Origin of the sequence: Galactobacter sp., assembly GCF_022712295.1 — a bacterium.
GTDB lineage: Bacteria > Actinomycetota > Actinomycetes > Actinomycetales > Micrococcaceae > Galactobacter.
This window is the reverse complement of sequence record NZ_JALAGT010000160.1, coordinates 1-14388: the sequence shown is the minus strand read 5'-3', so window position 1 is coordinate 14388 and position 14388 is coordinate 1. Positions and strand designations below refer to the sequence as shown.

The following is a 14388-nucleotide window of genomic DNA, read 5'->3' as shown; positions in this document are numbered from 1 at the left end:
CATGCTCCGCACCTCGAATCCTCCGTCTGGAGAACAGCCTGACGCGGTGGGGTGACGTAGACGTCAGAGGCTCGTAGGATTGAGTGCTCGACAGGGACCGACACCCACCGGCCCCGGTCGGGGAACAGATCCCGAGACCCGCTCTCACCGCCAAGCGGCGGTGATCAGGCGCCACGACGAGGTGGAGTGCCGACACCGGATGCGACTACGCATCCGACGCTCAGATTGACAGATCGCCACCCGTTGCCTGAACCGCGCAGCGGGCCGCCACTGGAATCGACTGCAGCGGTCCCGCAAGGGCCGTGTCAGGCAGTTCCAGCACGACTCGAAGGACGCACACATGAGACCGTCCAAGGTCGGGGTGAACCCCGAACTGAATCCGTTCCGCCGTTTCGCGGCGATTCCCGAGGCCCAGGGACTCTACGACCCGGCCAACGAGAAGGACGCCTGTGGCCTGGCCATGGTCGCAACCTTGCATGGCGAGCCGACGCACGACCTGGTGGACAAGGCGCTGGAGGCCCTGCGCCGCCTGGAGCACCGTGGCGCCGTGGGCGCCGACGAGGGCACGGGCGACGGCGCGGGCCTGCTCACGCAGGTGCCTCACGACTTCTTCGCGGAGGTCGTGGACTTCGACCTGCCTGCACGCGGCTCCTACGCCGTCGGCACCGCCTACCTCCCCGACGACGACGCGGGTGAGGCATACGCCCGTGCGGGGCTGGCCGAGCTGGCCGAAGAAGAGGGCCTCACCATCCTCGGCTGGCGTCCCGTACCGGTGCGCCCAGAGATCATCGGTTCCTCCGCGCGCTCCTGCATGCCCCGGTTCTCACAGCTCTTCCTTGCCCCGACCGACGGCGATACATCGGACCTCGACCAGCGGGCCTTCCGCGTGCGCAAGCGCGGTCAGAACAAGCTCGGCGTGTACTTCCCTTCACTGTCCTCGGCAACCATGGTCTACAAGGGCATGCTCTCCACCGCACAGCTGGAACCGTTCTACCCCGACCTGGAGGACCCGCGGTTCACCACCCGGATCGGCATCGTCCACTCCCGGTTCTCCACCAACACGTTCCCGTCATGGCCGCTGGCACAGCCCTTCCGGACCATCGCCCACAACGGAGAGATCAACACGGTCAAGGGCAACCGGAACTGGATGCGCGCTCGTCAGTCGCAGCTGGCCTCGCCTCTGCTCGGTGAGGTGCCCGAGGAACTCTTCCCGATCTGCACGCCCGGAGCCTCCGACTCCGCCTCGTTCGACGAGGTCGCGGAGTTGCTGATGCTGGCCGGCCGCAGCCTGCCCGAGGTCATCATGATGATGATCCCCGAGGCCTGGGAGAACGACCTCGACATGGACGCCGACAAGCGTGCGTTCTACGAGTACCACTCCATGCTGATGGAACCATGGGACGGCCCCGCAGCCGTGGCCTTCACCGACGGTCGCTTGGTGGGTTCCGTCTTGGACCGCAATGGCCTGCGCCCCGCCCGCTACTGGGTCACCGACGACGGTTTCGTGGTCCTGGCCTCCGAGGTCGGCGTCGTGGACCTGGACCAGTCCACCGTGGTCCGTAAGGGGCGCGTGTCACCCGGCAAGATGTTCCTGCTGGACACCGAGGCCGGTCGCATCATCGAAGATGCCGAGATCAAGTCCACCGTGGCTGCCTCCAACCCCTGGGGCGAATGGGTCAAGCAGAACCTGCGATCGCTGTCCGACCTGCCCGAACGCGAGCACATCGTCTCGGGCGCGGGCTCTGTCGAATTGCGTCAGCGCACCTTCGGCTACACCGATGAGGAATGCAAGATCCTGCTGGCTCCGATGGCCAGCACCGGCGCCGAGCCGCTGGGCGCCATGGGCTCCGATACGCCCATCGCCGTCCTGGCGGATCGACCGCGGCTGCTCTTCGACTACTTCGTCCAGGCCTTCGCCCAGGTGACCAACCCGCCGTTGGACGCCATCCGCGAGGAACTCGTCACCTCCATGCGCACCACCATCGGAGCCGACGGCAACCTGCTGGCCAAGGGGTTCGTCCCCACCAGCCAGATCGCCGTGGACTTCCCGGTGCTCAACAACGACGAGGTCGCCAAGATCGTTCATCTGCGTGACGAGGACGGAGTCAAGGAGACTCTCCGGGTCCGTGGGCTCTACCGTCCGGAAGGTGGTGCGCGCGAGCTGGCGTCCCGGCTGACCGAGATCTGCGAGAAGGTCTCCGCCGCCGTGAACCGCGGAGTGAAGTACGTTGTCCTCTCCGACCGTGAGTCCAATGCGCAGTGGGCGCCCATCCCGTCGCTGTTGCTGACCTCCGCCGTTCACCACCATCTGTTGCGCGGCGCCAACCGCGTTCGCACCTCCTTGCTCGTCGAGGCCGGTGACGTGCGTGAAGTGCACCACGTTGCCACCCTGGTCGGCTTCGGTGCCACCGCCGTGAACCCGTACCTGGCGCTGGAGACCGTGGAGCACATGGCCGATGCCGGCCACCTCGGCAACATCACGGCTGCCCAGGCCAACACGAACCTGATCAAGGCGCTCGGCAAGGGCGTGCTGAAGATCATGTCCAAGATGGGCATCTCCACCGTCTCCTCATACTGCGGTGCGCAAACGTTCGAGGCACTTGGGCTGGACCGTAGCTTCATCGCCACCTACTTCTCCGGTACCTCCTCCCAGATGGGTGGCGTGGGCCTGGATGTCATCGCGGAGGAGGCACGGCAGCGCCACGTGGCCGCCTACCCCTCGGACGGCAACCAGCTCCCGCACCAAGGTCTCTGGACCGGCGGAGAGTACCAATGGCGCCGCGAGGGGCCGCCCCACCTGTTCGACCCCGAAACCGTCTTCACCCTGCAGCACTCCACGCGGGAGCGGAAGTTCGACGTCTTCCGTCGCTACACCTCTCGTGTGAACGAGCAGGCACGAGAACTGAAGACCCTGCGTGGTCTCTTCGAACTGCGTGAGGGCAGCCGGCCCGCAGTGCCGATCGAGGAGGTGGAACCCGTCTCCGAGATCGTCAAGCGTTTCTCCACCGGCGCCATGAGCTATGGCTCCATCTCCCGTGAGGCCCACGAGACCCTGGCCATCGCCATGAACCGTTTGGGTGGTAAGTCCAACACCGGTGAGGGAGGTGAGGACCCGGATCGTCTCCTGGACCCTGAGCGTCGCAGCGCCGTCAAGCAGATCGCCTCCGGGCGTTTCGGAGTCACGAGTCTGTACCTGACCAACGCCGATGACATCCAGATCAAGATGGCGCAGGGTGCCAAGCCCGGTGAAGGTGGCCAGCTGATGGCCCAGAAGGTCTACCCGTGGGTGGCCAAGACGCGTCACTCGACGCCCGGCGTCGGCCTGATCTCCCCGCCGCCCCACCACGACATCTACTCCATCGAGGATCTGGCGCAGCTGATCTACGACGCCAAGCGTTCCAACCCTGCTGCGCGCATCCACGTGAAGCTCGTGTCCGAGGTCGGTATCGGCACCGTGGCGGCCGGCGTGACCAAGGCCAAGGCCGACGTGGTGCTGGTCTCCGGGCACGACGGAGGTACCGGCGCGTCACCGCTGAACTCGCTCAAGCATGCCGGTGCTCCCTGGGAGCTCGGCCTGGCGGAGACCCAGCAGACGCTGCTGCTCAACGGTCTGCGTGACCGCGTGGTGGTGCAGGCGGACGGTCAGCTGAAGACCGGCCGCGACGTCGTGATCGCTGCGTTGCTCGGTGCGGAGGAGTTCGGCTTCGCGACCGCTCCACTGGTGGTCTCGGGCTGCATCCTGATGCGCGTGTGCCACCTGGACACCTGCCCTGTTGGCGTGGCCACCCAGAATCCAGAGTTGCGCAGCCGCTTCACGGGCAAGCCGGAGTTCGTGGTGACGTTCTTCGAGTACTTGGCTCAGGAGGTGCGCGAGTACCTCGCGGCCCTCGGATTCCGCAGCATCGAGGAGGCCATCGGCCACGCCGAAATGCTGCAGGTGGACCAGGCCATCAAGCACTGGAAGGCGGACGGGCTGGATCTTTCCGGGCTCTTCGGGGCCTATGAGGCACCCTTCGGCGGCACGGCCTTCAACTCGAAGCCGCAGCAGCACGAGATCGACCAGCACTTCGACAACGAGCTGATCAAGCTGTCGCAGGACGCGCTGAAGCACCGCGATCCCGTGCGGATCTCGTTGCCGGTCGTGAACACGGACCGTTCGGTGGGAACCCTGCTCGGCCACACGGTCACCAAGACCTTCGGCATCGAGGAACTGGCTCCCGACACCATCGACGTGACACTGACCGGTTCTGCTGGGCAGTCGCTCGGTGCCTTCATGCCCTCCGGTGTCACCCTGCGCCTGTTCGGTGAATCCAATGACTACGCGGGCAAGGGACTCTCCGGAGGTCGGATCATCGTGCGTCCGCACCGCGACGCGCACCTGCGCGCCGAGGACAATGTGGTGGCAGGAAACGTCATCGGCTACGGCGCCACGTCCGGGGAGATCTTCCTACGAGGAATCGTCGGCGAGCGCTTCCTGGTCAGGAACTCCGGCGCCACCGCCGTCGTGGAGGGGATCGGCGACCACGGTCTGGAATACATGACCGGCGGTACGGCCCTGATCCTGGGGCCGGTGGGACGTAACCTCGGTGCTGGCATGTCCGGCGGCGTGGCCTTCGTCCTGGACCTGGACCGTTCTCGCCTGAACCGTCAGGCCATGGCGGCGGAAGAACTCATCATCTCCGGTCTCGACGCGGAAGACGTCGAGACCGTGAGGACATTGCTGGTTCGTCACGGGGAGGAGACGGGATCCGATGTGGCAGCTCAGCTGCTCTTGGACCTGCCGTCCACCACCGCGCGAATCACCAAGATCATGCCGCGTCACTACGCCACGGTGCTTTCCACCCGTGCCGAAGCGATCGCGGAAGGCCTGGACCCCGACGGTGACGCCGTCTGGTCCCGAATCCTGGAGGCGACCCGTGGCTGACCCGCGCGGATTTCTGACCACCCGCGAACGCGAGACCCAGCGCCGTAGGCCCGTGCCCGTGCGCATCATGGACTTCAAGGATGTCTATGAGAAGCCCGATCCGCGGGTCGTGAAGACGCAGGCAGGGCGCTGCATGGATTGTGGCGTGCCGTTCTGTCACGCCGGGTGCCCCTTGGGGAACCTGATCCCCGAGTGGAACGACCTGGTGTGGCGTGATCGCATGGACGAGGCCGTCGAGCGGCTGCATGCCACCAACAACTTCCCTGAACTCACGGGTCGGCTCTGCCCGGCCCCGTGCGAGTCCTCCTGCGTGCTCGGCATCAATCAGCCCGCGGTGACCATCAAGCAGGTGGAGGTCGCCATCGCGGATGCCGCCATGGAGGGCGCGGGGGAGGGGCTGACCCCCCAGCCTCCGGACCGTCACACGGACTTCACCGTGGCCGTAGTCGGTTCCGGGCCTGCCGGTCTGGCGGCAGCCCAACAGCTGACCAGGGCCGGCCACACCGTTGCCGTCTACGAGCGGGACGACGTCATCGGCGGGCTGCTGCGCTTGGGGATCCCCGACTACAAGCTGGAGAAGCAGATCCTTGATGCCCGCATTGCGCAGATGCGGGAGGAAGGCACTCGTTTCCGCACCAACGTGGAGGTGGGCAAGGACGTTTCCTGGTCGCAGCTGAAGCGTCGCTACGACGCCGTGGTGGTTGCCACCGGTGCCACGGTTGCCCGCGATCTGCCGATGCCGGGTCGCGATCTCAACGGCGTGCACTTCGCCATGGAGTACCTGGTCCGTTCCAATCGCACCGTCGCCGGACAGGATGTCCCGGACAAGATCGATGCCAAGGGCAAGCATGTGGTGGTGCTCGGCGGTGGCGACACGGGTGCGGACTGCATCGGTACGGCTCACCGTCAGGGCGCCGCGTCGGTGACCACGCTCGCCATCGGCAAGCAGCCCCCACGAGAGCGCCCGACCAACCAGCCCTGGCCCATGTTCCCGAACCTCTTCGAGGTCGCCAGCGCCCATGAGGAGGGTGGCGAGCGGGTCTACCTGGCCTCCACTGTGGAGTTCGTCGGTGAGGACGGCCAGGTCACCGGGCTCAAGGTCGCAGAGACCGAATACACGGAGCACGGACGCGTGCCCAAGCCGGGTAGTGAAGAGATCATCAAGGCGGATCTGGTGCTCCTGGCACTCGGGTTCACCGGCCCGGAGAAGGGCGGCCTCGATTCGCAGCTCTCCGTCGCCTTCGACGGTCGTGGCACCATGCAGCGCGCTGACGACTACCAGGTGTCACCAGGTATCTTCTCGGCCGGCGACGCCGGACGGGGCGCCTCTCTGATCGTGTGGGCCATCGCGGAGGGGCGTTCGGTGGCAGCCTCCGTGGAGCGCTACCTGCAGGGGAAGACCACGCTCCCTGACCCGGTGCGTCCGTCGGACCGGGGCTTCAGCCTCTGAGGTGTCGCGCCCGGGTTCCGCCCCGGGCGCGTTTCCGCCCTCGCCGACACCGTCTTCTGTCCGAAGCGGCGCTCGGAATGATGTGCCCATTGAGCCGATGTGTCGGATTTGTTTCAGATCAGGGTAGGCTGGTGACAGCCACCACATTCGACTCTGTGCCCAGGGTCGGTGGCCGAACATCTTCCGGAGCGCCGACGACGTCGCCCATTTCTTTCCAAGACGAACAAGGAGAGGGGCACCAGACTGGTGAGACGAGCCAAGATCGTCGTCACGTTCGGGCCTGCGATCGGAACCCTGGACAAGGCCAGGGAAGCCATCGAGGCCGGCATGAACGTGGCGCGTATGAACATGAGTCACGGCGACCACGCCACTCACGCCAACATCCTCGCCAACGTGCGGCAGGCATCCAAGGAACTGGGACGCCCGGTCGGTGTTTTCGCCGACCTGCAGGGTCCCAAGATCCGTTTGGAGACCTTCGCCGAGGGGCCGCAGGTACTGGCCGAGGGCGACGAGTTCACCATCACCACTCGCGACGTCCCCGGTGACGCCACCGAGTGCGGAACCACCTTCAAGGGACTGCCTGCGGACGTGGCTCCCGGAGACACGTTGCTCATCAACGATGGCAAGATCCGCCTGCAGGCCGTCAAGGTCACCGAGACCGATGTGCTGACCGAGGTCGTGGTGGGCGGAGAGGTCTCCGACCACAAGGGCATCAACCTGCCGGGTGTGGCCGTCAACGTCCCCGCCATGAGCGACAAGGACGAGAACGACCTGCGTTGGGCCTTGCGCGCTGGCGTGGACATGGTCGCCCTGTCGTTCGTGCGCAACGCCTCGGATATCGACCGAGTGCATGAGGTCATGGACGAGGAGGGGCGCCGGGTCCCGGTCATCGCCAAGGTCGAGAAGCCTCAGGCCGTTGCAGCACTCGAGGAGATCATCGACGCGTTCGACGCGATCATGGTGGCCCGCGGTGACCTCGGCGTGGAGCTTCCGCTCGAAGAGGTTCCGCTGGTGCAGAAGCGCGCAGTGGAACTGGCCCGACGCTGGGCCAAGCCGGTCATCGTGGCCACTCAGGTCCTTGAGTCCATGATCGAGGCGCCGACCCCCACCCGCGCCGAGACCAGCGACTGCGCCAACGCCGTCCTGGACGGCGCCGATGCCGTCATGCTCTCCGGTGAGACCAGCGTGGGCAAGTACGCGATCCGCGCCATCCAGACCATGGCGCGCATCATCGAATCCACCGAGGAACACGGGCTGCGGCGGATTCCACCGCTCATGGCTCGTCCTCACACGCGTGGCGGTGCGGTCACCCGAGCCGCAGTGGAGGTCGCGGAGGAGGTGGATGCGAAGTACATCGTGGGCTTCACTCAGTCCGGCGACTCCGCCCGCCGCCTGTCCCGCATGCGTCCGGCCACCCCCCTGTTCGGGTTCACCTCCAACAAGCAGACCTCCAACTACATGTGTCTGTTCTGGGGCATCACGCCCCGGTTGGTGGACTTCGTGGACCACACCGACAAGATGGTGCAGCAGGTGGAGGACGCATTGCGCGAGGAGAACCTCGTGGAGCCGGGCGACCTGGTGGTCGTCGTCTCCGGTTCCCCTCCAGGACGCGCAGGGTCCACCAACTCCCTGCGGGTTCAGCGCATCGTGGCCTCGAACGGCGAGGACCCGGACACCGAGCTGGACCAGTCGCCTCGCGAGGACCTGCGCCCGTGGCGGACTCGTGAGGAAGCCGCAGGCGACCTGGTGCAACGCATGAATGAGCGCAACTGACGCGTTCCAGAAGAAATCGGGCCCTGTGCCTCCTTCAACTAAGGAGGCGCAGGGCCCGATCCGGTCGTGAGCGGCGTGTGGAACGCCGGGCCGATGGTTCGGGTCAGTCCTTGAACTGGTCCAGCACGGCCTCGGCGACCTGGCGCATGGACAGGCGACGATCCATGGAGGTCTTCTGGACCCAACGGAAGGCCTCGGGTTCGGAGAGACCCAGCTGGGACATGAGGCGTGACTTGGCGCGGTCCACGAGCTTGCGGGTCTCGAACTGCTCCTGCAGGTCGCTGATCTCCGCCGCCAGCGCGGTGATCTGCTCGCCGCGGGAGATCGCGATCTCCATGGCCGGGATCAGGTCGGCGGTGGTGAATGGCTTGACCACGTAGGCCATGGCTCCGGCCTCCTGCGCGCGCTCAACGAGTTCACGCTGGCTGAAGGCGGTCAGCAGCACCACCGGCGCCACGTGCTCTTCGGCCAACGTGGCGGCGGCGGTGATGCCGTCCATGACGGGCATCTTGACGTCCATCAGGACCACGTCGGGGCGGTGCTCCTTGGCCAGTTCCACGGCCTGTTCTCCATTGCCGGCCTCCGCGACCACGTCGTAGCCCTCGGCCTGGAGCATCTCGACGATGTCCAAACGGATCAGCGGCTCGTCCTCCGCAACCACGACGCGGCGGGGGGAGTCTGTGCTCATGTGGGAGCCTCCTGGTGCTTGTTCGGCGTCGTGTGAACGCCTGGGTGATGGGGCCGGAGCACCTCACTGTGACCGGTCAGCATGTATTGGTGTCACCAGCCTAGTTCAGAAGCGGTGTTCGCACCGACCCCGTGTCCGATTCAAGGTGATGATGCGTGTAGGATGGTTTTCGTTGCCTGCCCGAGTGGCGGAATCGGTAGACGCACCGCACTCAAAATGCGGCGATGAAAATCGTGGGGGTTCGAGTCCCCCCTCGGGCACCAATTTCTGTAGCACGGGCCCCGACGCTGTCAGCGTCGGGGCCCGTTGCGTTCCTCACTCGAAGGCGTGAGCCCAGGCGGGAAGAATTGACGAAGGCTGTTCAGCGCTTAGGATGATTTCGGTGCGCGTACGCGCTGTTCGCATCACCTGGACGTCTTGGCACGCACCAGCCTCTCCAGCAGTCGGTGGAGGCACACGTCCTGTCCCTGCCCCGCCGATCCCAGGAAAAGCATGGATCCCTTTGTGCTCGTGATCATCGTGATCACGTTGGCGTTGTTCTTCGACTTCACCAACGGCTTTCATGACACGGCCAACGCCATGGCCACACCCATTGCCACAGGCGCCATCAAGCCCAAGACGGCAGTGGCCCTGGCTGCAGTCCTCAACCTGGTCGGAGCGTTCCTCTCCACCGAGGTGGCCAGGACGGTCTCACACGGCATCATCAATGAGGGCGACGGAGCAGGAAGCGTCGCCATCACGCCCGAGGTGATCCTCGCGGGCCTGATGGGCGCCGTGATCTGGAACCTCTTGACCTGGCTGCTCGGCCTGCCGTCGTCGTCCTCCCACGCACTGTTCGGTGGCCTGATCGGTGCGGCCATCGTCGGAGCCGGTTTCGCCTCCGTGAACTACATGACGCTGGTGGACAAGGTGCTGTTGCCGGCCCTGGTGTCCCCGTTGATCGCAGGTCTGGCCGCCTATTTGGCTACCAAACTGGCCTATTGGATCACCAAGCGTCCTTCCGGGACGGCCTCGCCGAAACGCGGTGGGTTCCGGATCGGGCAGATCTTCTCCTCCTCGCTCGTGGCCCTGGCGCACGGCACCAATGACGCCCAGAAGACCATGGGCATCATCACCCTGGTCCTGATCTCCGCCGGCTACCAGGCCCACGGCACCGGTCCGCACATCTGGGTGGTTGCATCCTGTGCCTTGGCCATCGCTCTGGGCACGTACACGGGCGGTTGGCGCATCATCCGCACCATGGGCAAGGGCCTCACCGACGTGAAGCCTGCCCAGGGTTTCGCCGCCGAGGTCTCCACCGCCTCCGCCATCCTGGCCTCGTCCCACCTGGGTTTCGCGCTCTCCACCACGCAGGTGGCGTCCGGCTCCGTGATCGGGTCCGGCCTGGGCCGCAAGGGTGCCGGAGTGCGTTGGCGTACTGCAGGCAAGATCGGCACCGGTTGGCTCTTCACGCTGCCTGCCTCCGCGATCGTGGGTGCCGTCGCCGCAGGGCTGACGCACCTTGGCATGTTCGGCATCCTGGTGCTGGTCGTGGCCGGACTTGCGGCCATCATCGGCGTCTTCGTGCTCTCACAGAAGCAGGCGGTGACGCACGAGAACGCCTTCAGCGGTGTGGAACAGTCCGGTTCCGCCGTGCACATCCCGTCCAAGAAGGAGCGTCGTTCGGCTGCGAAGAAGGCCAAGGAGGCCGCCACCGTCGCGGCAGCCGAGGCCAAGCGGGCACGGAAGGCGGCGGATGTGGCCGCCAAGCATGCGAAGATGCTCGCTGCCGCGGAGATGCGGGAGCATCGCCGTCGGCTCGATGTGGAGGACGCCAAACGTCGAAGCGAGCAACGACGTAAGTCACAGCAATCCGACCCGGAGTCCACGCCGAGCGCCGATTCCGTCCGGGCCAAGAAGGAAGGCAAGTAAATGGTCGAGTGGATCGCCTTCATTCAGGTCGCGGTGGCGACCATCATTTCCGCACTGTTCATCGTGTTCTTCTACGGGCTCGGCGTCCGGCTGCAGGCCGTCGCCGAGGACTACGACCGTAACCGTGCCATCCACCGCGCGGGGGCCTGGGCCTGCTTCGTGGTGTGTGGGCTGGCCGTTCTGGCCGGTATCGCGCTGATCGTGCCTCAGATCTCGGCGGCGCTGGGGATCTGACCCGGGTCGGCTCAGACGCCGACCGAGGACTTCAGGACGCCTGAACCGGCAGCAGCTGGTTCGTGATGCGGGCCGTCGCGATGCGGCGGCCCGTTTCGTCTGTCACCTCGATGGCGTGCGTGGCAGTGGTGCGGCCCAGATGGAGCGGAGTGGCCACGCCCGTCACCAGCCCGTCGCGAGCGCCGCGATGATGCGTGATGTTCAGGTCGACGCCCACGGGGAGTGCACGTCCGCCGGCATGGATCGCGGCGGCGAAGGAACCCAGCGTCTCCGCCAGGGCGGCAGTGGCACCGCCGTGGAGCAGGCCGACCACCTGGGTGTTGCCCTGCACCGGCATGGTGGCGCTGACGCGGTCCACCGTGAACTCGTCGAAGTGGATCCCGAGCTTGGGCACCAAGGAACCCACGTTGCCGTGGGGGAGCAGCGGCCAGGCCTCCTCCGGGATCCCCGAGGCGCGGAGGCCCTCGACATCGGTGGCGGCAAGCGCTGCGGTGGTGTGCCTCTGAGAAGGCTGCGGGTTCGTCTGGTGGTCCATGGGCACTAGGCTTGCATCCGTGAGTCCTGCCGCCAAGTCCTCGTCGCCCGTGTCCTCCTCCGCCGGGGCGCAAGCCCCTCGACCGCGTCTGCTCGTCCTCGACGGGCACTCCATGGCCTTCCGCGCCTTCTATGCCCTGCCTGCAGACAATTTCCTCACCGCCACGGGTCAGTACACCAATGCCGTCCACGGTTTCACGTCGATGCTGCTGAAGCTGATCGACCAGCGTGAACCCACCCACGTCGCCGTGGCCTTCGACCTGGACACGCCCACCTTCCGTTCCGAGGCCTACACCGAGTACAAGGGTGGCCGGGAGAAGACGCCTGAGGAGTTCAAGGGCCAGATCCCGCTCATCGAGAAGGTCATGGAGGCGCTGAACGTCACCACCATGACCTTGGACGGTTACGAGGCGGACGACCTGTTGGCCTCGCTCTCCACCCAGGCCGCGGAGGCCGGATTCGACGTCATCGTGGTCTCGGGGGACCGCGATGCCTTCCAGCTGATCGACGATCATGTCACGGTGCTCTACCCCAAGAAGGGGATCTCCGACATCCCGCCCATGGATTCTGCCGCCGTCATGGAGAAGTACGGCGTGCTGCCCCAGAACTACCCGGATCTGGCCGCGCTGGTGGGGGAGAAGGCGGACAATCTGCCTGGCATCCCCGGTGTGGGTCCCAAGACGGCCGCGAAGTGGATCGGCCTCTATGGTTCCGCGCTGCAGGTGCTGGAGCACGCGGACGAGGTCAAGGGCAAGGCGGGGGAGAACCTGCGCGCCCACATGGATGATGTTCGCCGCAACCGTGAGCTCAACGCTCTGGTGCGCACCTTGGACCTGCCTGCCACGCTGGAGCAGATGGAGCTGACCGCACCGGACGGTGAGGCCGTGGATGAGGTCTTCAATGCGTTGGAGTTCCGGTCGCTGCGCAAGCGCGTCGCCGAGGTCTTCGCTGTGTCCGACGAGCCGGTCGAGGCCGCCGTCGTCCCGGAACCCGTCGTCGTGACCTCAGCGCGGGGCTTCCGCGAGTTCGTGGACGGCGCCGATGGCGCCGTGACGGCGTTGGACGCCGAGCTCGCGCCCGTCGGCGAGCCGGGTATGCCGGGCGACGTGGTGGCTCTGGGTCTGGCGCGTGTCGGTGCCACGGCGTGGCTGGAACCGTCGTCCCTCGACGGTGAAGCGACCGAGGCCTTAGCGGCCTGGCTGAGTGACGCCTCGGCACCCAAGGCCGTGCACGGTTTCAAGGAGCTGCTCAAGGCGCTGCGCGCCCGCGGGTTGGATCTGGCCGGTGTCGTCGACGACACCATGATCGCCGCCTATTTGGACCAACCGGATCGCCGTAGTCACGACCTTCCGGATCTGTTGCAGGTCTACCTCAAGGAATCCCTGGAGGACGACGCTCCGGCCGGCGCTCAAGGGGAGCTCGACCTGGGTGACCTCGGGGCGGACGACGGCATCCCGCCACGCGCACTGTCCTCGGTGCGTCGGGCGGATGCCGTGCTTCGGTTGCACACCGAGGTCATGGCCCGGCTGGAGGAACACGGACAGAGCGGCCTGCTCACCGACCTGGAACTCCCGCTGGCCGTGGTGCTGGCTGACATGGAGACCGCGGGCATCGCTGTGGACCGGGAGGCATTGCAGGCGCTGATCGACGAATTCTCCTCGCAGGCGGCGCAGGCCAAGGAGCAGGCGTACGAGGCCATCGGCCACGAGGTGAACCTGGGCTCTCCCAAGCAATTGCAGGTCGTGCTCTTCGAGGAGTTGGGCCTGCCCAAGACCAAGAAGATCAAGACCGGGTACACCACCGACGCCGCCAGCCTGCAGGACCTGTTGGAGAAGACCGGGCACCCGTTCCTCGTTGCACTCATGGCCCACCGCGACGCCACCAAGCTGGGGCAGATGGCGGAAGGCCTGCGCAAGGCGGTGGCCTCGGACGGCCGCATCCACACCACCTATGGGCAGACCATTGCGGCCACCGGCCGGCTCTCCTCGCTGAACCCGAACCTGCAGAACATCCCCGTGCGCTCCGAGGCCGGGCGGCGACTGCGTGAGGTCTTCGTTGTGGGAGACCAGTACGAGACGCTGCTCACCGCGGACTACTCGCAGATCGAGATGCGCATCCTGGTGCACCTCTCCGGCGACGAGGCGCTGGTGCAGGCGTTCAAGGACGGCGAGGACCTTCACCGCTTCGTGGGTTCCCACGTGTTCAATGTGGCGCCGGAGGACGTCACCCCTGAGATGCGTTCGAAGGTCAAGGCGATGTCCTACGGCCTGGCCTACGGGCTCAGCTCCTTCGGCCTGTCCAAGCAGTTGAACATCTCCGTGGACGAGGCGCGCACGCTGATGAAGGACTACTACTCACGCTTCGGCGCGGTGAAGACGTACCTGCAGGATGTGGTGAAGCAGGCCAAGAAGGACCTGTACACGCAGACCCTGCTCGGTCGACGCCGTAATCTTCCGGACCTCAACTCGGATGTGCGTCAGTTGCGGGACATCGCTGAGCGTGCCGCGCTGAACGCCCCCATCCAGGGCACCGCTGCCGACATCATCAAGCTCGCGATGCTGGCGGTGGCCAAGCGCCTGGATGCGGAGGGGCTGAAGTCCCGCATGCTGCTGCAGGTCCATGACGAACTCGTCATCGAGGTGGCCCCAGGCGAGGTGGACGCGGTCCGGTCGGTGCTGGTCGAGGAGATGGGTTCCGCCATGGAGTTGAAGGTTCCGCTGGACGTCCATGTCGGCATGGGCAAGACCTGGCAGGAGGCCGGTCACTGATGGGTCGACTGCGCTACGAGAGTTTCACCGTTCCCGGCGCGCTGGGGAGCAAGGACGAAGCCTCGCAGGAGTTCGTGCGGGCCCTGGACACGGGCTTCGTGGACGC

The 14388-nt window shown here is 66.1% G+C and carries 8 protein-coding genes and 1 tRNA gene; 7 read left to right on the top strand and 2 right to left on the bottom strand.

The window, feature by feature from the left end:
- Positions 1 to 340: 340 nt before the first annotated feature.
- The 3 genes from gltB (at position 341) to pyk (ending at position 8147) form a co-directional block, all read left to right on the top strand.
- Complete coding sequence (gene gltB, locus Q0A15_RS11670; protein ID WP_291279701.1) at positions 341 to 4924, top strand: glutamate synthase large subunit; 4584 nt, start codon at positions 341 to 343, stop codon at positions 4922 to 4924.
- A complete protein-coding gene (locus tag Q0A15_RS11665) occupies positions 4917 to 6374 on the top strand; it encodes a glutamate synthase subunit beta (protein WP_291279700.1) in 1458 nt (485 codons plus the stop codon). The genes gltB and Q0A15_RS11665 overlap by 8 nt, the downstream gene beginning before the upstream one ends.
- 246 nt (positions 6375 to 6620) lie before the next feature.
- The gene (gene pyk, locus Q0A15_RS11660; protein WP_291279699.1) at positions 6621 to 8147 is read left to right on the top strand and encodes a pyruvate kinase; all 1527 of its coding nucleotides are present in this window, start codon (positions 6621 to 6623) and stop codon (positions 8145 to 8147) included.
- 103 nt (positions 8148 to 8250) lie between these two features.
- Here the strand turns inward: pyk and Q0A15_RS11655 are convergent, their stop codons facing one another.
- On the bottom strand, positions 8251 to 8835 hold the full coding sequence (locus Q0A15_RS11655; protein WP_291279698.1) for a response regulator: 585 nt from the start codon (positions 8833 to 8835) through the stop codon (positions 8251 to 8253).
- A 178-nt stretch (positions 8836 to 9013) separates the two neighbouring features.
- Between Q0A15_RS11655 and Q0A15_RS11650 the strand changes: the two genes are divergently transcribed.
- The 3 genes from Q0A15_RS11650 to Q0A15_RS11640 all read left to right on the top strand — a co-directional run bounded on the left by Q0A15_RS11650 (position 9014) and on the right by Q0A15_RS11640 (position 10980).
- Positions 9014 to 9098, top strand: a tRNA-Leu gene (locus Q0A15_RS11650).
- A 229-nt stretch (positions 9099 to 9327) separates the two neighbouring features.
- Positions 9328 to 10746, top strand: coding sequence for an inorganic phosphate transporter (locus tag Q0A15_RS11645; RefSeq protein ID WP_291279697.1), 1419 nt, complete (start codon positions 9328 to 9330; stop codon positions 10744 to 10746).
- On the top strand, positions 10747 to 10980 hold the full coding sequence (locus Q0A15_RS11640; protein ID WP_291279696.1) for a hypothetical protein: 234 nt from the start codon (positions 10747 to 10749) through the stop codon (positions 10978 to 10980).
- Positions 10981 to 11011: 31 nt separating this feature from the next.
- Here Q0A15_RS11640 and Q0A15_RS11635 read toward each other — a convergent pair whose 3' ends face one another.
- A complete protein-coding gene (locus tag Q0A15_RS11635) occupies positions 11012 to 11515 on the bottom strand; it encodes a PaaI family thioesterase (RefSeq protein WP_291279695.1) in 504 nt (167 codons plus the stop codon).
- Between Q0A15_RS11635 and polA the strand changes: the two genes are divergently transcribed.
- On the top strand, positions 11514 to 14282 hold the full coding sequence (gene polA, locus Q0A15_RS11630) for a DNA polymerase I (protein ID WP_291279694.1): 2769 nt from the start codon (positions 11514 to 11516) through the stop codon (positions 14280 to 14282). The genes Q0A15_RS11635 and polA overlap by 2 nt on opposite strands.
- The last annotated feature ends 106 nt before the right edge of the window (positions 14283 to 14388 follow it).